This window comes from Gordonia westfalica (genome assembly GCF_900105725.1).
Classification (GTDB): Bacteria; Actinomycetota; Actinomycetes; order Mycobacteriales; family Mycobacteriaceae; genus Gordonia; species Gordonia westfalica.
In genome coordinates this window covers 1-16,954 of record NZ_FNLM01000006.1, presented here as the reverse complement: position 1 = coordinate 16,954, position 16,954 = coordinate 1, and the positions used below count along the sequence as shown (strand labels likewise).

Sequence of the window (16,954 nt, the reverse complement as noted above, 5' to 3'; positions counted from 1 at the left end):
GCAACTCGAGAAAACTACTCGCGCTTCCCGACGTCTAGCAGTTGGCGTTGGCGAATCGGCGACCCGGCACATACGCCGAGTCGACAGTCCGGCCATCCAACTGCACCTGACACTGCGCCGACCATCCACGCGTCTGCATCGACGAACCGATGAGCTGACGGCCGGGTGAGGTGAACGCCCGGTGGGTGTGGTAGCGCGGCCCGGACCCGATGTTGATCAGTGTGGGCTGGAACACCACATCTTTGGCGACGACGAGACGTCCGCCGGCCGCGTAGTAGGCGATGTCGTTGCGTGGGTGTCGGAGGAGAAGAAGTAGCGGACGTGTTCGCCGGGGAAGGCGATGGTCGGGGTGATGTCGCGGGGTGCGGCGTCGGCTACTCCTGCGCCGAGGGTGGTGGTGAAGAGGGCTGCTGCTGCCAGGGCGATGGCGCGTTTCATGGGGTTCTCCGGGTTCGTAATCACCGCAGACGGTTCACCACCTGCGGTGAGTAGCTTAAAGCTTCCTGAGTGTCCAGGAGGCGGTTCACAATCTGCCAGAACCGGGTGAGGCTGATGCCGAACTCGTCTCGCACCTTCTGCTCGAGGTTGCCGGCGTAGTTCCATCTCCGCCCGGCCAGGTCGAGCATCGCCTTCTCTTCGTCCGTCATGCGACGTCACTCCACGACCAGTCACCCTCGGTCGCCGCTTCGATCTCGGCGACCTCGATCGGGTCCAGGTGTTGCATCCGCGTCCACGCCGTCTGCTCGTCCACCCACAGATGCTCAGCGAGCTCAGGCAGTGACGGGTGACGAAGCCAACGGAAGGCGTCCACCAACTGCGGGAGTGTGATCAGCCGGCGAGCCGTCTCACGCTCAATCGTGTCCTCATCAGCGTCAGGCATCTCCCGGTGCAGCAGCTCGTGGGTGAGGGTGCACCGTCTCTCCGCTTGGGTGAGGCCGCGGTGAATCCAGATGGTGCGCTCGCCGTTGAGCCCCATCGTTCCGGGTGAGAGTCGCTGTGTGCAGTCGATCGCGATGTGCGGGTAGTCATCGCGGGCTGACCGCCAGGGATGCCAGTTCATGTCCGAAATAGGAACATGCACCTCTGACAGAAACGGCCCTGACCTCGAATAACATCAATGAGATTCGTCAGGGTCTTGGGGTTTGAACCGTGGGTTCCGCTTGCGGGCGGCCTTCGCATCCTCGGGCCGCTCAGGTTTGGGGACTTGATTCCGGGAAGGCAAGGCTGTGACCTTGCCGCCGGCTGTGGTCTTCTGCTCTTCACTCGCTTCGCCCGGTGCTCCCGGCGACGCGGGCGAATCAGTTGGTAGGGCATCGGAATCCTCCAGGCTCTCGGACGGTCGGCGATCTGCCGACGCGTCATCACCTGTGAGCGAAGCCGCCACCCTCCGTGCTAGCCGCCGATACTTGCTCGCGGCTTTCCGGGCTTCGGCCACAATCTCCTGCGCCGTCGCGTCATCTACCTGATGGAGACCAGTGCGCCCAAGAAGTCCCGCGGACTGCTCGACCAGTCCAACGAACGTAAAGACGTCCTCGAATGGGATATCAAGTTCGTCGATATTCGGAACCGCCTCGACAAGTAGGTGAGCTGCTAAAGCGATCTGCCGATGGTCGTTCGGTGTAATCGCCTCCGTAGGCAGCTCGCCGTCCTCGATGTACCCGATGTCAGTTAGTACGGCCGAAATGATGTCCGCGTAGTTGGCGCCGGTGATCTCTGAGATCGCACGGAGAGTGGCGACTTCGGGGAGCTGCTTCAACCCGCGCTTCTTCCACGAGTTGACAGTCTGCGGGATGCTACCGATCTGGCGTGCGAACGCCGCCTCGGATGCTCCCGTCCTGTCCAGGTGGGCCTGGACGAACTCCCACAATTTGCTCACGACTCAGAGCCTGCCGTCCGAGTATGAACGTCGCTAGTCATTCGCTCACCCATCCGTCTACCCCACAACGGCCGGAATTGGCGTTTTGCCGTTGACCGTTTCATCCAGTGTTGGACGCCATCATATCCGCTGGCTGCGGAACTACAACGCTGTGATTACTTGCGTAAGCGTCTACCAGTGTCGTATGTTTTATCCATCGACAGTTGACACCAACCCGTTGACCATGGAGGATGAAGTGGCGTCATACAAACGATGGCCGAAAGGCAGTTGGATGAAACTCACATCCGGGGACACTCTCCGAGCACTGATGAACCAGCGCGGATTTTCGATGGCCAGGCTTGGGCGGTATGCCGGATGCTCAAAGAGCTTCATTGGGCACCTCTGCGCCGAGAACAAGACCACGTGCACACCGCAGTTGGCCGAACGCATCGCGGAGGCTCTCGACGTGCCTCTGCATCTCCTTTTCGTGGAGCACGCATCCGCTAGCAATGGACGTAATAGCAATCAACGGCGGGTGGTCGCGTGATCGAGCACCCGCGGTCGGTTGTCCGAGCACTCGTTGCCGACTTCGTAGATCACTCCCGTGCTGACCGCTGCCGGTGCGGGAGCGCGCAGGCCCCCTCCCTCTCGCAGGAGCCCGCGCAGGCCGGGGCGGGGGGAGCCGCCCCGGTCACCAAACCAGTAGAGGGAGTGAACCGATGAGCTACCCGAGCTATCTGCCCGGCGAGCCGGTCGCCGCTGCCGATCAGTTGTCAGCACTGAGAGATGACCTCGAGCAGCAAGAGTCTGTCATCGAGCGAGGTCTCGAGTCGTTCATCGAGATAGGCCGCGCCCTGGCGAAGATCCGTGACGATCGCCTTTATCGGCACGAGTATGCGTCGTTCGAGGTGTACTGCCAGAGCCGGTGGAACCTTAGCCGTAAGCGGGCCTATGACCTCATGAGTGCGGCGACCGTTGTTGACGGCATGGAAGCCGCCCTGGAGATGGCGACGTCACCAATTGGTGACACACCGGCACTTCCGGCCAATGAGGGGCAGGCGCGGGAGCTGACAGGCCTTGACCCCGCTGAAGCCGTGGATGTTATGGCGAAGGTCAACGAGGCCACCGGGGGTAGGCCGACCGCGGCGGCGATCCGTAGCGAGATCGGCAGCCGCCGGATCGATCCGGAACCCGACATCGATGCCGAGGTTGAGGCCGAGCCGGTCGAGATCGCCCCCGGCTTCACCGATGCCGCCCTCGCTGAACTCAACGCTCCCACGCCGACCCCCGCACCGGCACAACCGGCCACGCCGAAGCGTCGGCCCATCACAGATGCTTTCGACTCCGCGACTTTCAACCTGAAGCGCGCTGTCGAATCGGTCAACCGGCTCGCCGCCGACGACCGCCTGAAAAGGAACAAGGACCAGATCAAGGCGTCCAACCTCAGCGATCTGATCCGCGTCCGCGACGCACTCAACAGCGTCATCACACAACTAGAAGGATAGCCCATGTCGAACTGGCAGAAAACTTCCGAAGGCGACTTCCACCGTAAGAGCCAGCATCTCGCGTCCGTCGGTGTGACACCGCAGAAGCCGTCGGCGTCGACCATCTTCGTCGACCCGGCGATGGCGCGTCGTGTACTCGCGAAGAACACACACAACCGACCGATCAAAGAGTCACAGGTAGTGCGTCTCATGGCCGAGATGACTTCCGGACGCTGGAAGTACAACGGAGAAGCCATCAAGTGGTCGATCGATGATGTCCTCCTCGATGGGCAGCACCGGCTGACTGCACTCGCCCGGATGGACGACAACTTTCCGGCCATTCAAAGTTTTGTCGTCCATCCGGGCGAGTGCAGTCAGCCGGTGCTGCCCATCGAGGAGGACATCATCGATCGACCACTTGATGGCTTCTCCGTTGTACTTCCAGCGTCCGGAAGTCATCTCGGCCATGAGACGCACTACCTGTGACTCTTTGATCGGTCGGTTGTGTGTGTTCTTCGCGAGTACACGACGCGCCATCGCCGGGTCGACGAAGATGGTCGACGCCGACGGCTTCTGCGGTGTCACACCGACGGACGCGAGATGCTGGCTCTTACGGTGGAAGTCGCCTTCGGAAGTTTTCTGCCAGTTCGACATGGGCTATCCTTCTAGTTGTGTGATGACGCTGTTGAGTGCGTCGCGGACGCGGATCAGATCGCTGAGGTTGGACGCCTTGATCTGGTCCTTGTTCCTTTTCAGGCGGTCGTCGGCGGCGAGCCGGTTGACCGATTCGACAGCGCGCTTCAGGTTGAAAGTCGCGGAGTCGAAAGCATCTGTGATGGGCCGACGCTTCGGCGTGGCCGGTTGTGCCGGTGCGGGGGTCGGCGTGGGAGCGTTGAGTTCAGCGAGGGCGGCATCGGTGAAGCCGGGGGCGATCTCGACCGGCTCGGCCTCAACCTCGGCATCGATGTCGGGTTCCGGATCGATCCGGCGGCTGCCGATCTCGCTACGGATCGCCGCCGCGGTCGGCCTACCCCCGGTGGCCTCGTTGACCTTCGCCATAACATCCACGGCTTCAGCGGGGTCAAGGCCTGTCAGCTCCCGCGCCTGCCCCTCATTGGCCGGAAGTGCCGGTGTGTCACCAATTGGTGACGTCGCCATCTCCAGGGCGGCTTCCATGCCGTCAACAACGGTCGCCGCACTCATGAGGTCATAGGCCCGCTTACGGCTAAGGTTCCACCGGCTCTGGCAGTACACCTCGAACGACGCATACTCGTGCCGATAAAGGCGATCGTCACGGATCTTCGCCAGGGCGCGGCCTATCTCGATGAACGACTCGAGACCTCGCTCGATGACAGACTCTTGCTGCTCGAGGTCATCTCTCAGTGCTGACAACTGATCGGCAGCGGCGACCGGCTCGCCGGGCAGATAGCTCGGGTAGCTCATCGGTTCACTCCCTCTACTGGTTTGGTGACCGGGGCGGCTCCCCCCGCCCCGGCCTGCGCGGGCTCCTGCGAGAGGGAGGGGCCTGCGCGCTCCCGCACCGGCAGCGGTCAGCACGGGAGTGATCTACGAAGTCGGCAACGAGTGCTCGGACAACCGACCGCGGGTGCTCGATCACGCGACCACCCGCCGTTGATTGCTATTACGTCCATTGCTAGCGGATGCGTGCTCCACGAAAAGGAGATGCAGAGGCACGTCGAGAGCCTCCGCGATGCGTTCGGCCAACTGCGGTGTGCACGTGGTCTTGTTCTCGGCGCAGAGGTGCCCAATGAAGCTCTTTGAGCATCCGGCATACCGCCCAAGCCTGGCCATCGAAAATCCGCGCTGGTTCATCAGTGCTCGGAGAGTGTCCCCGGATGTGAGTTTCATCCAACTGCCTTTCGGCCATCGTTTGTATGACGCCACTTCATCCTCCATGGTCAACGGGTTGGTGTCAACTGTCGATGGATAAAACATACGACACTGGTAGACGCTTACGCAAGTAATCACAGCGTTGTAGTTCCGCAGCCAGCGGATATGATGGCGTCCAACACTGGATGAAACGGTCAACGGCAAAACGCCAATTCCGGCCGTTGTGGGGTAGACGGATGGGTGAGCGAATGACTAGCGACGTTCATACTCGGACGGCAGGCTCTGAGTCGTGAGCAAATTGTGGGAGTTCGTCCAGGCCCACCTGGACAGGACGGGAGCATCCGAGGCGGCGTTCGCACGCCAGATCGGTAGCATCCCGCAGACTGTCAACTCGTGGAAGAAGCGCGGGTTGAAGCAGCTCCCCGAAGTCGCCACTCTCCGTGCGATCTCAGAGATCACCGGCGCCAACTACGCGGACATCATTTCGGCCGTACTAACTGACATCGGGTACATCGAGGACGGCGAGCTGCCTACGGAGGCGATTACACCGAACGACCATCGGCAGATCGCTTTAGCAGCTCACCTACTTGTCGAGGCGGTTCCGAATATCGACGAACTTGATATCCCATTCGAGGACGTCTTTACGTTCGTTGGACTGGTCGAGCAGTCCGCGGGACTTCTTGGGCGCACTGGTCTCCATCAGGTAGATGACGCGACGGCGCAGGAGATTGTGGCCGAAGCCCGGAAAGCCGCGAGCAAGTATCGGCGGCTAGCACGGAGGGTGGCGGCTTCGCTCACAGGTGATGACGCGTCGGCAGATCGCCGACCGTCCGAGAGCCTGGAGGATTCCGATGCCCTACCAACTGATTCGCCCGCGTCGCCGGGAGCACCGGGCGAAGCGAGTGAAGAGCAGAAGACCACAGCCGGCGGCAAGGTCACAGCCTTGCCTTCCCGGAATCAAGTCCCCAAACCTGAGCGGCCCGAGGATGCGAAGGCCGCCCGCAAGCGGAACCCACGGTTCAAACCCAAGACCCTGACGAATCTCATTGATGTTATTCGAGGTCAGGGCCGTTTCTGTCAGAGGTGCATGTTCCTATTTCGGACATGAACTGGCATCCCTGGCGGTCAGCCCGCGATGACTACCCGCACATCGCGATCGACTGCACACAGCGACTCTCACCCGGAACGATGGGGCTCAACGGCGAGCGCACCATCTGGATTCACCGCGGCCTCACCCAAGCGGAGAGACGGTGCACCCTCACCCACGAGCTGCTGCACCGGGAGATGCCTGACGCTGATGAGGACACGATTGAGCGTGAGACGGCTCGCCGGCTGATCACACTCCCGCAGTTGGTGGACGCCTTCCGTTGGCTTCGTCACCCGTCACTGCCTGAGCTCGCTGAGCATCTGTGGGTGGACGAGCAGACGGCGTGGACGCGGATGCAACACCTGGACCCGATCGAGGTCGCCGAGATCGAAGCGGCGACCGAGGGTGACTGGTCGTGGAGTGACGTCGCATGACGGACGAAGAGAAGGCGATGCTCGACCTGGCCGGGCGGAGATGGAACTACGCCGGCAACCTCGAGCAGAAGGTGCGAGACGAGTTCGGCATCAGCCTCACCCGGTTCTGGCAGATTGTGAACCGCCTCCTGGACACTCAGGAAGCTTTAAGCTACTCACCGCAGGTGGTGAACCGTCTGCGGTGATTACGAACCCGGAGAACCCCATGAAACGCGCCATCGCCCTGGCAGCAGCAGCCCTCTTCACCACCACCCTCGGCGCAGGAGTAGCCGACGCCGCACCCCGCGACATCACCCCGACCATCGCCTTCCCCGGCGAACACGTCCGCTACTTCTTCTCCTCCGACACCCCACGCAACGACATCGCCTACTACGCGGCCGGCGGACGTCTCGTCGTCGCCAAAGATGTGGTGTTCCAGCCCACACTGATCAACATCGGGTCCGGGCCGCGCTACCACACCCACCGGGCGTTCACCTCACCCGGCCGTCAGCTCATCGGTTCGTCGATGCAGACGCGTGGATGGTCGGCGCAGTGTCAGGTGCAGTTGGATGGCCGGACTGTCGACTCGGCGTATGTGCCGGGTCGCCGATTCGCCAACGCCAACTGCTAGACGTCGGGAAGCGCGAGTAGTTTCTCGAGTTGCCCGAGGGCGGCGCGGGTGAGGTCGGTGGAGGTGTGCGCGTACTGCCGGTGCGACGTAGTGGTGGTGTGCCCCAAGATGGCCATTCGGGTGGCTTCCTCCACGCCGGCCTCCTGCAGGAGGGTGGCGACAGTGTGGCGGGCGGCGTGCTGATCCGGCGCGTCCTCCACCTTCCCCACTACCGCGGCTTGTACACACAGCTGCTTCCAAGCGAGGGTGTCGTCGCGGGGCTGGATGGCCGCCCCATCGTCCCGGGTGAACACCAACCCCTGCGACGGGTTGCCCTTCTGCTCCCACAATTCGGTGAGCGCAGCAACCACGGGCGGCAGCAAGGGCACCAGCCGACGCGACCCCGACGTCTTCGTGGGCACCAGGCACGCCGTCCAGTGCACCGGGGTGAAGGTGAAGGTGTCGGGGACGTCGAACGCTTCCCGCGGATACACGTCACCTTGCGGGCGAGGGCCTTTCTTCAACTTCAACCGGGCCAACTGCCACGAGATGTCAATGACACCCACACCGAGGTCGACACGATCCCAGGTGAGGCCCAAAGCTTCGGCTTGGCGGGCACCGGTCAGTAGGGCCAATGACCAGCGGGCTGCGTCTGTTGCGTCACGTGACGCCACATGCAGAAGCACTGCCCGTGCCTGCTCCACAGTGAGGGGAACGCGCTCCTCGGAGCGGGCCTGGGGGCGGTCCATACGCTCGCACGGGTTGTTGCCGATCTTCCCGTCTTTCACTGCATCCCCAACGCTTTCGCCAACACTGAGTAGGCGGCTTGGGCGGTGCGGGTGGTGTGTGCGTCGGCGACGTGGTTGACCATGCGGCGAACATCAGTGGGGGTGAGCTTCCCCAGCTTCTTCGACCCGACATGCGGGATGAGTTGGTGTTTGATGGTGGACCGGTAGGTGGCGAGGGTGCGGGGTTTCAGGCGTGGCGCGGCGATCGTGTCCACCCAGTAGTCCAGCCACTGGGCGACGGTGATCTGGCCGGCGTTGGGGAGGATGCCGTTCGCGAGGTCTTTCCGCATGGCTGCGAGTTCGGCCACGGCGTCGGCGTATTTCTTGCGTCCACGTTGGTAGTACTTGCCGTCGGGGAGGAGGACTTGCGCCATCCACATGCCGTCGGCCCGTTGGTACAGTCCGCCTTCACCTTTCGCCCTACGGCGCTTCTTCGGGGGCATATCGGCTCACTTACGTTTGTACTTACGTTTACCCCAGTCTATGCGCTGTCTAGACAAACTCGTGAAAACTTCAGTTACCTGCAGGTATTCGCTCAGCCTTGACAGTAGACCCACCATGAGCATACCCCTAAACACAGCTTCCCAAGCTGAATACGCGGGTTCGATTCCCGTCATCGGCTCCAGGTCAGAGGGCATTTTCACTCCGACGCTTACGTTTAGACTTACGTGTATCTCGCAAAGTGAGGTCCAGTCCCCTCCGTCGCGAGTCTTCCAAACTAGCTACGCGGGTTCGATTCCCGTCACCCGCTCCAGGTCAGAGACCACACAGGCTCTCGACTACAGCCACGGTTACAGCCAAGGCATTCAAGTACAGCCATCCAGCACCACGCTGGGTGGCTGTACTTGTACATACACGTCGATGGAGAGCGGCATGAGCCTTCGTAATCAGTCGATGTGCTCCAGCGCGGTGTCGGCGAACCACCACCCGTCGCCGAACAACTCCCGCGCCCATGCCGTGGCGTGAGTGAACTCCACCCGGTGCAGTAGTCGGTGTACAAGGATGGAGCGTAGGATGTCCGTCGACACGCACGTCCGACGCTCCCCCCCACCCCCCCATCCCGACGGGGGAGTGTCCACGTGCACTCGAGCGGGGGGGGGGGGGGGGGGGGGGGGGACGCGGGCGGCTGGGAAGATCATCGCCAGGAACGCGTGCCCGACCTACTGCACCGGTGGAGTTCACTCACGCCACGGCATGGGCGCGGGAGTTGTTCGGCGACGGGTGGTGGTTCGCCGACACCGCGCTGGAGCACATCGACTGATTACGAAGGCTCATGCCGCTCTCCATCGACGTGTATGTACAAGTACAGCCACCCAGCGTGGTGCTGGATGGCTGTACTTGAATGCCTTGGCTGTAACCGTGGCTGTAGTCGAGAGCCTGTGTGGTCTCTGACCTGGAGCGGGTGACGGGAATCGAACCCGCGTAGCTAGTTTGGAAGACTCGCGACGGAGGGGACTGGACCTCACTTTGCGAGATACACGTAAGTCTAAACGTAAGCGTCGGAGTGAAAATGCCCTCTGACCTGGAGCCGATGACGGGAATCGAACCCGCGTATTCAGCTTGGGAAGCTGTGTTTAGGGGTATGCTCATGGTGGGTCTACTGTCAAGGCTGAGCGAATACCTGCAGGTAACTGAAGTTTTCACGAGTTTGTCTAGACAGCGCATAGACTGGGGTAAACGTAAGTACAAACGTAAGTGAGCCGATATGCCCCCGAAGAAGCGCCGTAGGGCGAAAGGTGAAGGCGGACTGTACCAACGGGCCGACGGCATGTGGATGGCGCAAGTCCTCCTCCCGACGGCAAGTACTACCAACGTGGACGCAAGAAATACGCCGACGCCGTGGCCGAACTCGCAGCCATGCGGAAAGACCTCGCGAACGGCATCCTCCCCAACGCCGGCCAGATCACCGTCGCCCAGTGGCTGGACTACTGGGTGGACACGATCGCCGCGCCACGCCTGAAACCCCGCACCCTCGCCACCTACCGGTCCACCATCAAACACCAACTCATCCCGCATGTCGGGTCGAAGAAGCTGGGGAAGCTCACCCCCACTGATGTTCGCCGCATGGTCAACCACGTCGCCGACGCACACACCACCCGCACCGCCCAAGCCGCCTACTCAGTGTTGGCGAAAGCGTTGGGGGATGCAGTGAAAGACGGGAAGATCGGCAACAACCCGTGCGAGCGTATGGACCGCCCCCAGGCCCGCTCCGAGGAGCGCGTTCCCCTCACTGTGGAGCAGGCACGGGCAGTGCTTCTGCATGTGGCGTCACGTGACGCAACAGACGCAGCCCGCTGGTCATTGGCCCTACTGACCGGTGCCCGCCAAGCCGAAGCTTTGGGCCTCACCTGGGATCGTGTCGACCTCGGTGTGGGTGTCATTGACATCTCGTGGCAGTTGGCCCGGTTGAAGTTGAAGAAAGGCCCTCGCCCGCAAGGTGACGTGTATCCGCGGGAAGCGTTCGACGTCCCCGACACCTTCACCTTCACCCCGGTGCACTGGACGGCGTGCCTGGTGCCCACGAAGACGTCGGGGTCGCGTCGGCTGGTGCCCTTGCTGCCGCCCGTGGTTGCTGCGCTCACCGAATTGTGGGAGCAGAAGGGCAACCCGTCGCAGGGGTTGGTGTTCACCCGGGACGATGGGGCGGCCATCCAGCCCCGCGACGACACCCTCGCTTGGAAGCAGCTGTGTGTACAAGCCGCGGTAGTGGGGAAGGTGGAGGACGCGCCGGATCAGCACGCCGCCCGCCACACTGTCGCCACCCTCCTGCAGGAGGCCGGCGTGGAGGAAGCCACCCGAATGGCCATCTTGGGGCACACCACCACTACGTCGCACCGGCAGTACGCGCACACCTCCACCGACCTCACCCGCGCCGCCCTCGGGCAACTCGAGAAACTACTCGCGCTTCCCGACGTCTAGCAGTTGGCGTTGGCGAATCGGCGACCCGGCACATACGCCGAGTCGACAGTCCGGCCATCCAACTGCACCTGACACTGCGCCGACCATCCACGCGTCTGCATCGACGAACCGATGAGCTGACGGCCGGGTGAGGTGAACGCCCGGTGGGTGTGGTAGCGCGGCCCGGACCCGATGTTGATCAGTGTGGGCTGGAACACCACATCTTTGGCGACGACGAGACGTCCGCCGGCCGCGTAGTAGGCGATGTCGTTGCGTGGGTGTCGGAGGAGAAGAAGTAGCGGACGTGTTCGCCGGGGAAGGCGATGGTCGGGGTGATGTCGCGGGGTGCGGCGTCGGCTACTCCTGCGCCGAGGGTGGTGGTGAAGAGGGCTGCTGCTGCCAGGGCGATGGCGCGTTTCATGGGGTTCTCCGGGTTCGTAATCACCGCAGACGGTTCACCACCTGCGGTGAGTAGCTTAAAGCTTCCTGAGTGTCCAGGAGGCGGTTCACAATCTGCCAGAACCGGGTGAGGCTGATGCCGAACTCGTCTCGCACCTTCTGCTCGAGGTTGCCGGCGTAGTTCCATCTCCGCCCGGCCAGGTCGAGCATCGCCTTCTCTTCGTCCGTCATGCGACGTCACTCCACGACCAGTCACCCTCGGTCGCCGCTTCGATCTCGGCGACCTCGATCGGGTCCAGGTGTTGCATCCGCGTCCACGCCGTCTGCTCGTCCACCCACAGATGCTCAGCGAGCTCAGGCAGTGACGGGTGACGAAGCCAACGGAAGGCGTCCACCAACTGCGGGAGTGTGATCAGCCGGCGAGCCGTCTCACGCTCAATCGTGTCCTCATCAGCGTCAGGCATCTCCCGGTGCAGCAGCTCGTGGGTGAGGGTGCACCGTCTCTCCGCTTGGGTGAGGCCGCGGTGAATCCAGATGGTGCGCTCGCCGTTGAGCCCCATCGTTCCGGGTGAGAGTCGCTGTGTGCAGTCGATCGCGATGTGCGGGTAGTCATCGCGGGCTGACCGCCAGGGATGCCAGTTCATGTCCGAAATAGGAACATGCACCTCTGACAGAAACGGCCCTGACCTCGAATAACATCAATGAGATTCGTCAGGGTCTTGGGGTTTGAACCGTGGGTTCCGCTTGCGGGCGGCCTTCGCATCCTCGGGCCGCTCAGGTTTGGGGACTTGATTCCGGGAAGGCAAGGCTGTGACCTTGCCGCCGGCTGTGGTCTTCTGCTCTTCACTCGCTTCGCCCGGTGCTCCCGGCGACGCGGGCGAATCAGTTGGTAGGGCATCGGAATCCTCCAGGCTCTCGGACGGTCGGCGATCTGCCGACGCGTCATCACCTGTGAGCGAAGCCGCCACCCTCCGTGCTAGCCGCCGATACTTGCTCGCGGCTTTCCGGGCTTCGGCCACAATCTCCTGCGCCGTCGCGTCATCTACCTGATGGAGACCAGTGCGCCCAAGAAGTCCCGCGGACTGCTCGACCAGTCCAACGAACGTAAAGACGTCCTCGAATGGGATATCAAGTTCGTCGATATTCGGAACCGCCTCGACAAGTAGGTGAGCTGCTAAAGCGATCTGCCGATGGTCGTTCGGTGTAATCGCCTCCGTAGGCAGCTCGCCGTCCTCGATGTACCCGATGTCAGTTAGTACGGCCGAAATGATGTCCGCGTAGTTGGCGCCGGTGATCTCTGAGATCGCACGGAGAGTGGCGACTTCGGGGAGCTGCTTCAACCCGCGCTTCTTCCACGAGTTGACAGTCTGCGGGATGCTACCGATCTGGCGTGCGAACGCCGCCTCGGATGCTCCCGTCCTGTCCAGGTGGGCCTGGACGAACTCCCACAATTTGCTCACGACTCAGAGCCTGCCGTCCGAGTATGAACGTCGCTAGTCATTCGCTCACCCATCCGTCTACCCCACAACGGCCGGAATTGGCGTTTTGCCGTTGACCGTTTCATCCAGTGTTGGACGCCATCATATCCGCTGGCTGCGGAACTACAACGCTGTGATTACTTGCGTAAGCGTCTACCAGTGTCGTATGTTTTATCCATCGACAGTTGACACCAACCCGTTGACCATGGAGGATGAAGTGGCGTCATACAAACGATGGCCGAAAGGCAGTTGGATGAAACTCACATCCGGGACACTCTCCGAGCACTGATGAACCAGCGCGGATTTTCGATGGCCAGGCTTGGGCGGTATGCCGGATGCTCAAAGAGCTTCATTGGGCACCTCTGCGCCGAGAACAAGACCACGTGCACACCGCAGTTGGCCGAACGCATCGCGGAGGCTCTCGACGTGCCTCTGCATCTCCTTTTCGTGGAGCACGCATCCGCTAGCAATGGACGTAATAGCAATCAACGGCGGGTGGTCGCGTGATCGAGCACCCGCGGTCGGTTGTCCGAGCACTCGTTGCCGACTTCGTAGATCACTCCCGTGCTGACCGCTGCCGGTGCGGGAGCGCGCAGGCCCCCTCCCTCTCGCAGGAGCCCGCGCAGGCCGGGCGGGGGAGCCGCCCCGGTCACCAAACCAGTAGAGGGAGTGAACCGATGAGCTACCCGAGCTATCTGCCCGGCGAGCCGGTCGCCGCTGCCGATCAGTTGTCAGCACTGAGAGATGACCTCGAGCAGCAAGAGTCTGTCATCGAGCGAGGTCTCGAGTCGTTCATCGAGATAGGCCGCGCCCTGGCGAAGATCCGTGACGATCGCCTTTATCGGCACGAGTATGCGTCGTTCGAGGTGTACTGCCAGAGCCGGTGGAACCTTAGCCGTAAGCGGGCCTATGACCTCATGAGTGCGGCGACCGTTGTTGACGGCATGGAAGCCGCCCTGGAGATGGCGACGTCACCAATTGGTGACACACCGGCACTTCCGGCCAATGAGGGCAGGCGCGGGAGCTGACAGGCCTTGACCCGCTGAAGCCGTGGATGTTATGGCGAAGGTCAACGAGGCCACCGGGGTAGGCCGACCGCGGCGGCGATCCGTAGCGAGATCGGCAGCCGCCGGATCGATCCGGAACCCGACATCGATGCCGAGGTTGAGGCCGAGCCGGTCGAGATCGCCCCCGGCTTCACCGATGCCGCCCTCGCTGAACTCAACGCTCCCACGCCGACCCCCGCACCGGCACAACCGGCCACGCCGAAGCGTCGGCCCATCACAGATGCTTTCGACTCCGCGACTTTCAACCTGAAGCGCGCTGTCGAATCGGTCAACCGGCTCGCCGCCGACGACCGCCTGAAAAGGAACAAGGACCAGATCAAGGCGTCCAACCTCAGCGATCTGATCCGCGTCCGCGACGCACTCAACAGCGTCATCACACAACTAGAAGGATAGCCCATGTCGAACTGGCAGAAAACTTCCGAAGGCGACTTCCACCGTAAGAGCCAGCATCTCGCGTCCGTCGGTGTGACACCGCAGAAGCCGTCGGCGTCGACCATCTTCGTCGACCCGGCGATGGCGCGTCGTGTACTCGCGAAGAACACACACAACCGACCGATCAAAGAGTCACAGGTAGTGCGTCTCATGGCCGAGATGACTTCCGGACGCTGGAAGTACAACGGAGAAGCCATCAAGTGGTCGATCGATGATGTCCTCCTCGATGGGCAGCACCGGCTGACTGCACTCGCCCGGATGGACGACAACTTTCCGGCCATTCCTTTCCTGGTTGTACGCGGGCTCCCCGCAGACACACAAAGCACGATGGATCAAGGGACAACCCGGACGGCCGGCGACCAACTGGTCCTCGAAGGGCTTCTTGGTTCGACTGATTCGAGGATCGTCGCAGGCGGCATCCGGGTCTACCTGGAGTGGCAGCGTATGGCGTTCTTCGGCGATCAGAAGGTCGCAAGCAAGATCAGCAACCCGGAGGTAGTCGCCTGGGCCGCCGAGCACCCGGTCGAGATGGCCATCCTTCAGGACCTTGCCAGTCAGCGTCTCCGGCGCGTCAAGTGCCGACCCAGCGTGACCCTTGCAGTGCTGCTGCAGTTCCGACTGATCGACGGCGAAGCGGCTCGCGAGTTCAGCGAAGGACTCTACTCAGGCGCCGGGCTCCAGTCCGGCAATCCCATTCTCGCCCTGCGTGACCGACTCGATCGTATCCGCGAAGGCAAAGTCAACGTCAGCGACCGTGATCTCATTGGTTACTTCGTGATGGCCTGGAACCACTGGCGCCGTGGTGGGAACACGTCCAAGCTGCAGATGCCCAGAGGCGGGCCTGGACGCGCGAGTCCTTCCCGAGGCGGTCTGACTCATGTCCTTCTCGCACTACGCAGATCCAGTCCCTGTAGTAGCAGATGAAAACAGGAAGGTCCACGTATCGCTCGGTGAGGTGAGCGGCCTCGACCTGGCGTACCTGTCGGTTGAGTCCCGTCCGGCCGGGGTGAAGTGGTTCTCACGCTCGCCGAGCTACGCGACGTGTACAGAGCAATGCAGGAGGCCGATCCGGACTGGCGTGAGCCAGCGGCGGCTACTACCTCTACCGAGTTGCGATCACGAGCTATCCCGAAGGGGCACTGACCTTCTACACCGACGACACCGGTGAGGAGTTCGGGTACCCCAACCCTGACTGGGAACCCGAGGGTGGGACCCCGATCCGGGTATATCGCGCAGTTCGGGAGTCGACGCTTCCACTGGCCGTCCACTAAGCGCGAGTACAAGTCGTTGTCCTCCGCGAAGTCTAGGGCCAAGCTCATCGAATCGTATGGTGCGACAGCGGTTGTGGAGCGGTCGTCGCGGATTGTGTGGCCTGGGCCGGACGATTCCCACCTGGACCGTATCGGCGGTGCGGCATGAGCACCGATCCTGCTGTGGAGGCTGCGCGTAAGGCGTGGGAGCAGTCGTCTCCGCTACGCCCGTTCGACCCGGAGGAGTCGCCGGAGTACTGGATGGTGTTGGCCGCACGCGAAGCACTCAAGTCGAGTCGGCTGCGCACTGCCTCAATGATCTGGTGGCCACGGTGATCTGACTCCGTCGGGGCGGATCGTCCTGCAACGCATCATCGGCGGTGCGGCATGAGTGATCTTCCGCTGCATGAGGTTCCGCCATCCCCATCGACGGCTTGACGGGTACCCATCACGTCACGACCATTCCCGCCACAGGGGAACCCGTCTTCGTGATCTTTCCGCCGGTGAGGACGACGCCATCGAACTCACCCGCCGCAACTGTGGCAGCACATCGATGCGCTGCTCACCCTGCTCAAGCGAACCCCATCCCCACCAGAACCTTGGAGGCGTCATGAACGACAGAAACCTTCAGCCCCTTCAGTACACCCTGAAGGAGGCCGCCCAAATCCTGGGAGTCTCCGAGAAGACCCTTCGCCGCGAGTATGTCGAGGGGCGAATCCTGTTCCGAACCTTGCGTGAGGGGGGCGGCAAGTACTTTATCGACCACGAAGATGTGTGCGGTGGCGGAACTCGCTGCCGCAGCCGGCTCCGGGTGAGAGGGCGGCGTCGTGAAGGCCGCGATCTGGGTTCCCGCGTATGCGTGTCTTGTGTTGGGGGTGTGGGCGATCCTCCCACCTCTCGGACCGGAAGAACTGGTGGCGTTCGTGATCGTCGCGGTCCTGTTGCTGATGACGGTGGTCGGGTTCTGCATGCCCACCCAGGAGGTCGACCAGTGAGCGGGGCCGAAACATCTTCGGTCCGAGCTGTATGGCGCGATCGTGCAGCAGCAGATCGCCGACGCACAACACACCCAGAACCAGCTCGACAAGTACTACCAGCAAGGAGGCGCAACTCCTCTGGCTGCGTGCAGAGATAGCGCACTACGCAGCCAAGCAGGACTCGAAGTCGGTCGAGTACGCGCTGCTTTCAATCCTCCAGCGCTCCTACGACATCGAAGACGAGGGGGTCGACCAGTGAGCAGCGGTGCAGTGGAAGCCCGCTATGCCGGCTGGTGCCCCAAATGCCGCACCGACTACCCCGTAGGCACATTGATCGGCTACGTCCGCGAATACCTGTGTTCCCG

Annotated in this window: 30 protein-coding genes and 2 pseudogenes; 16 read left to right on the top strand and 16 right to left on the bottom strand. The window is 62.4% G+C overall.

The window, feature by feature from the left end:
* Nucleotides 1-34: 34 nt before the first annotated feature.
* Genes BLU62_RS00840 through BLU62_RS00825 form a run of 5 tightly spaced genes read right to left on the bottom strand, consistent with a single transcriptional unit; the run spans nucleotide 35 to nucleotide 1,876 of the window.
* Nucleotides 35-235, bottom strand: coding sequence for a hypothetical protein (locus BLU62_RS00840; protein ID WP_139179913.1), 201 nt, complete (start codon nucleotides 233-235; stop codon nucleotides 35-37).
* On the bottom strand, nucleotides 217-438 hold the full coding sequence (locus BLU62_RS32090; protein ID WP_139179912.1) for a hypothetical protein: 222 nt from the start codon (nucleotides 436-438) through the stop codon (nucleotides 217-219). Before BLU62_RS32090 ends, BLU62_RS00840 begins: the two co-directional genes overlap by 19 nt.
* A 20-nt stretch (nucleotides 439-458) precedes the next feature.
* On the bottom strand, nucleotides 459-647 hold the full coding sequence (locus BLU62_RS00835; RefSeq protein WP_074847949.1) for a DUF3263 domain-containing protein: 189 nt from the start codon (nucleotides 645-647) through the stop codon (nucleotides 459-461).
* On the bottom strand, nucleotides 644-1,060 hold the full coding sequence (locus tag BLU62_RS00830; protein WP_074847925.1) for a hypothetical protein: 417 nt from the start codon (nucleotides 1,058-1,060) through the stop codon (nucleotides 644-646). Before BLU62_RS00830 ends, BLU62_RS00835 begins: the two co-directional genes overlap by 4 nt.
* 54 nt (nucleotides 1,061-1,114) lie before the next feature.
* The gene (locus BLU62_RS00825; protein ID WP_074847923.1) at nucleotides 1,115-1,876 is read right to left on the bottom strand and encodes a hypothetical protein; all 762 of its coding nucleotides are present in this window, start codon (nucleotides 1,874-1,876) and stop codon (nucleotides 1,115-1,117) included.
* Nucleotides 1,877-2,060: 184 nt separating this feature from the next.
* Between BLU62_RS00825 and BLU62_RS00820 the strand changes: the two genes are divergently transcribed.
* Genes BLU62_RS00820 through BLU62_RS32085 form a run of 3 tightly spaced genes read left to right on the top strand, consistent with a single transcriptional unit; the run spans nucleotide 2,061 to nucleotide 3,360 of the window.
* Entirely contained in the window at nucleotides 2,061-2,402 is a 342-nt protein-coding gene (locus tag BLU62_RS00820) for a helix-turn-helix domain-containing protein (protein WP_342028575.1), read from the top strand.
* Nucleotides 2,399-2,578 (top strand): DUF7324 family protein, encoded by a 180-nt coding sequence (locus BLU62_RS34655; protein WP_425284520.1) that lies wholly within the window; start codon nucleotides 2,399-2,401, stop codon nucleotides 2,576-2,578. The genes BLU62_RS00820 and BLU62_RS34655 overlap by 4 nt, the downstream gene beginning before the upstream one ends.
* Complete coding sequence (locus tag BLU62_RS32085) at nucleotides 2,575-3,360, top strand: hypothetical protein (protein WP_139179908.1); 786 nt, start codon at nucleotides 2,575-2,577, stop codon at nucleotides 3,358-3,360. Before BLU62_RS34655 ends, BLU62_RS32085 begins: the two co-directional genes overlap by 4 nt.
* Before the next feature lie 171 nt (nucleotides 3,361-3,531).
* Here BLU62_RS32085 and BLU62_RS32080 read toward each other — a convergent pair whose 3' ends face one another.
* From BLU62_RS32080 to BLU62_RS00800, 4 genes are read right to left on the bottom strand one after another with little or no spacing between them, the layout of a single operon-like run.
* Nucleotides 3,532-3,993, bottom strand: coding sequence for a hypothetical protein (locus BLU62_RS32080; RefSeq protein ID WP_074847962.1), 462 nt, complete (start codon nucleotides 3,991-3,993; stop codon nucleotides 3,532-3,534).
* Nucleotides 3,994-3,996: 3 nt separating this feature from the next.
* Nucleotides 3,997-4,782, bottom strand: coding sequence for a hypothetical protein (locus BLU62_RS32075; RefSeq protein WP_139179908.1), 786 nt, complete (start codon nucleotides 4,780-4,782; stop codon nucleotides 3,997-3,999).
* 13 nt (nucleotides 4,783-4,795) lie between these two features.
* On the bottom strand, nucleotides 4,796-4,957 hold the full coding sequence (locus BLU62_RS34650; RefSeq protein WP_425284522.1) for a DUF7324 family protein: 162 nt from the start codon (nucleotides 4,955-4,957) through the stop codon (nucleotides 4,796-4,798).
* Nucleotides 4,954-5,208, bottom strand: a complete 255-nt coding sequence (locus BLU62_RS00800; protein WP_074847921.1) for a helix-turn-helix domain-containing protein — start codon at nucleotides 5,206-5,208, stop codon at nucleotides 4,954-4,956. Before BLU62_RS00800 ends, BLU62_RS34650 begins: the two co-directional genes overlap by 4 nt.
* 280 nt (nucleotides 5,209-5,488) lie before the next feature.
* Here BLU62_RS00800 and BLU62_RS00795 point away from each other — a divergent pair, with 280 nt between their 5' ends.
* From BLU62_RS00795 to BLU62_RS00780, 4 genes are read left to right on the top strand one after another with little or no spacing between them, the layout of a single operon-like run.
* On the top strand, nucleotides 5,489-6,298 hold the full coding sequence (locus BLU62_RS00795) for a hypothetical protein (protein WP_139179914.1): 810 nt from the start codon (nucleotides 5,489-5,491) through the stop codon (nucleotides 6,296-6,298).
* Complete coding sequence (locus BLU62_RS00790; protein ID WP_074847925.1) at nucleotides 6,295-6,711, top strand: hypothetical protein; 417 nt, start codon at nucleotides 6,295-6,297, stop codon at nucleotides 6,709-6,711. Before BLU62_RS00795 ends, BLU62_RS00790 begins: the two co-directional genes overlap by 4 nt.
* Complete coding sequence (locus BLU62_RS00785; RefSeq protein WP_074847949.1) at nucleotides 6,708-6,896, top strand: DUF3263 domain-containing protein; 189 nt, start codon at nucleotides 6,708-6,710, stop codon at nucleotides 6,894-6,896. Before BLU62_RS00790 ends, BLU62_RS00785 begins: the two co-directional genes overlap by 4 nt.
* 20 nt (nucleotides 6,897-6,916) lie before the next feature.
* Complete coding sequence (locus BLU62_RS00780) at nucleotides 6,917-7,321, top strand: hypothetical protein (protein WP_074847958.1); 405 nt, start codon at nucleotides 6,917-6,919, stop codon at nucleotides 7,319-7,321.
* On the opposite strand, the gene BLU62_RS00775 is transcribed toward BLU62_RS00780, so the two are convergent.
* The gene (locus tag BLU62_RS00775) at nucleotides 7,318-8,088 is read right to left on the bottom strand and encodes a tyrosine-type recombinase/integrase (RefSeq protein ID WP_074847956.1); all 771 of its coding nucleotides are present in this window, start codon (nucleotides 8,086-8,088) and stop codon (nucleotides 7,318-7,320) included. The genes BLU62_RS00780 and BLU62_RS00775 overlap by 4 nt on opposite strands.
* Nucleotides 8,085-8,531, bottom strand: a complete 447-nt coding sequence (locus BLU62_RS33320) for an N-terminal phage integrase SAM-like domain-containing protein (RefSeq protein ID WP_244278011.1) — start codon at nucleotides 8,529-8,531, stop codon at nucleotides 8,085-8,087. The genes BLU62_RS00775 and BLU62_RS33320 overlap by 4 nt, the downstream gene beginning before the upstream one ends.
* 1,327 nt (nucleotides 8,532-9,858) lie before the next feature.
* Here BLU62_RS33320 and BLU62_RS00765 point away from each other — a divergent pair.
* Nucleotides 9,859-11,007 (top strand): tyrosine-type recombinase/integrase, encoded by a 1,149-nt coding sequence (locus tag BLU62_RS00765; RefSeq protein ID WP_244278010.1) that lies wholly within the window; start codon nucleotides 9,859-9,861, stop codon nucleotides 11,005-11,007.
* Here BLU62_RS00765 and BLU62_RS00760 read toward each other — a convergent pair.
* The 5 genes from BLU62_RS00760 to BLU62_RS00745 are packed head-to-tail and all read right to left on the bottom strand — an operon-like array spanning nucleotide 11,004 to nucleotide 12,845.
* The gene (locus BLU62_RS00760) at nucleotides 11,004-11,204 is read right to left on the bottom strand and encodes a hypothetical protein (protein ID WP_139179913.1); all 201 of its coding nucleotides are present in this window, start codon (nucleotides 11,202-11,204) and stop codon (nucleotides 11,004-11,006) included. The genes BLU62_RS00765 and BLU62_RS00760 overlap by 4 nt on opposite strands.
* Complete coding sequence (locus BLU62_RS32070) at nucleotides 11,186-11,407, bottom strand: hypothetical protein (protein ID WP_139179912.1); 222 nt, start codon at nucleotides 11,405-11,407, stop codon at nucleotides 11,186-11,188. Before BLU62_RS32070 ends, BLU62_RS00760 begins: the two co-directional genes overlap by 19 nt.
* 20 nt (nucleotides 11,408-11,427) lie before the next feature.
* Nucleotides 11,428-11,616: a DUF3263 domain-containing protein gene (locus BLU62_RS00755; protein ID WP_074847949.1), complete on the bottom strand. Its 189-nt coding sequence runs from the start codon at nucleotides 11,614-11,616 to the stop codon at nucleotides 11,428-11,430.
* Nucleotides 11,613-12,029 carry a hypothetical protein gene (locus tag BLU62_RS00750; protein WP_074847925.1) on the bottom strand — a complete coding sequence of 139 codons (417 nt, stop codon included), beginning with the start codon at nucleotides 12,027-12,029 and terminating at the stop codon, nucleotides 11,613-11,615. The genes BLU62_RS00755 and BLU62_RS00750 overlap by 4 nt, the downstream gene beginning before the upstream one ends.
* A gap of 54 nt (nucleotides 12,030-12,083) precedes the next feature.
* Nucleotides 12,084-12,845 carry a hypothetical protein gene (locus tag BLU62_RS00745; protein WP_074847923.1) on the bottom strand — a complete coding sequence of 254 codons (762 nt, stop codon included), beginning with the start codon at nucleotides 12,843-12,845 and terminating at the stop codon, nucleotides 12,084-12,086.
* 252 nt (nucleotides 12,846-13,097) lie between these two features.
* On the opposite strand from BLU62_RS00745, the gene BLU62_RS00740 reads away from it, so the two are divergent.
* From BLU62_RS00740 to BLU62_RS33310, 8 genes and pseudogenes are all read left to right on the top strand, one after another.
* Nucleotides 13,098-13,370 (top strand): helix-turn-helix domain-containing protein, encoded by a 273-nt coding sequence (locus BLU62_RS00740; protein WP_074847947.1) that lies wholly within the window; start codon nucleotides 13,098-13,100, stop codon nucleotides 13,368-13,370.
* Nucleotides 13,367-13,507: pseudogene (locus BLU62_RS34645) on the top strand (DUF7324 family protein); the annotation flags it as partial. The gene BLU62_RS00740 and the pseudogene BLU62_RS34645, both read left to right, overlap by 4 nt.
* Nucleotides 13,508-13,540: 33 nt before the next feature.
* A complete protein-coding gene (locus BLU62_RS00735; RefSeq protein ID WP_074852700.1) occupies nucleotides 13,541-13,891 on the top strand; it encodes a hypothetical protein in 351 nt (116 codons plus the stop codon).
* Between the two features lie 435 nt (nucleotides 13,892-14,326).
* Nucleotides 14,327-15,286 carry a hypothetical protein gene (locus BLU62_RS00725; RefSeq protein WP_244278009.1) on the top strand — a complete coding sequence of 320 codons (960 nt, stop codon included), beginning with the start codon at nucleotides 14,327-14,329 and terminating at the stop codon, nucleotides 15,284-15,286.
* Between the two features lie 491 nt (nucleotides 15,287-15,777).
* The gene (locus BLU62_RS32690) at nucleotides 15,778-15,948 is read left to right on the top strand and encodes a hypothetical protein (protein WP_159441504.1); all 171 of its coding nucleotides are present in this window, start codon (nucleotides 15,778-15,780) and stop codon (nucleotides 15,946-15,948) included.
* Between the two features lie 70 nt (nucleotides 15,949-16,018).
* Nucleotides 16,019-16,375, top strand: a pseudogene (locus BLU62_RS34640) (MerR family transcriptional regulator); the annotation flags it as partial.
* A 64-nt stretch (nucleotides 16,376-16,439) separates the two neighbouring features.
* A complete protein-coding gene (locus BLU62_RS33315) occupies nucleotides 16,440-16,607 on the top strand; it encodes a hypothetical protein (RefSeq protein WP_159441495.1) in 168 nt (55 codons plus the stop codon).
* A 31-nt stretch (nucleotides 16,608-16,638) separates the two neighbouring features.
* A complete protein-coding gene (locus BLU62_RS33310; RefSeq protein WP_084811702.1) occupies nucleotides 16,639-16,848 on the top strand; it encodes a hypothetical protein in 210 nt (69 codons plus the stop codon).
* The last annotated feature ends 106 nt before the right edge of the window (nucleotides 16,849-16,954 follow it).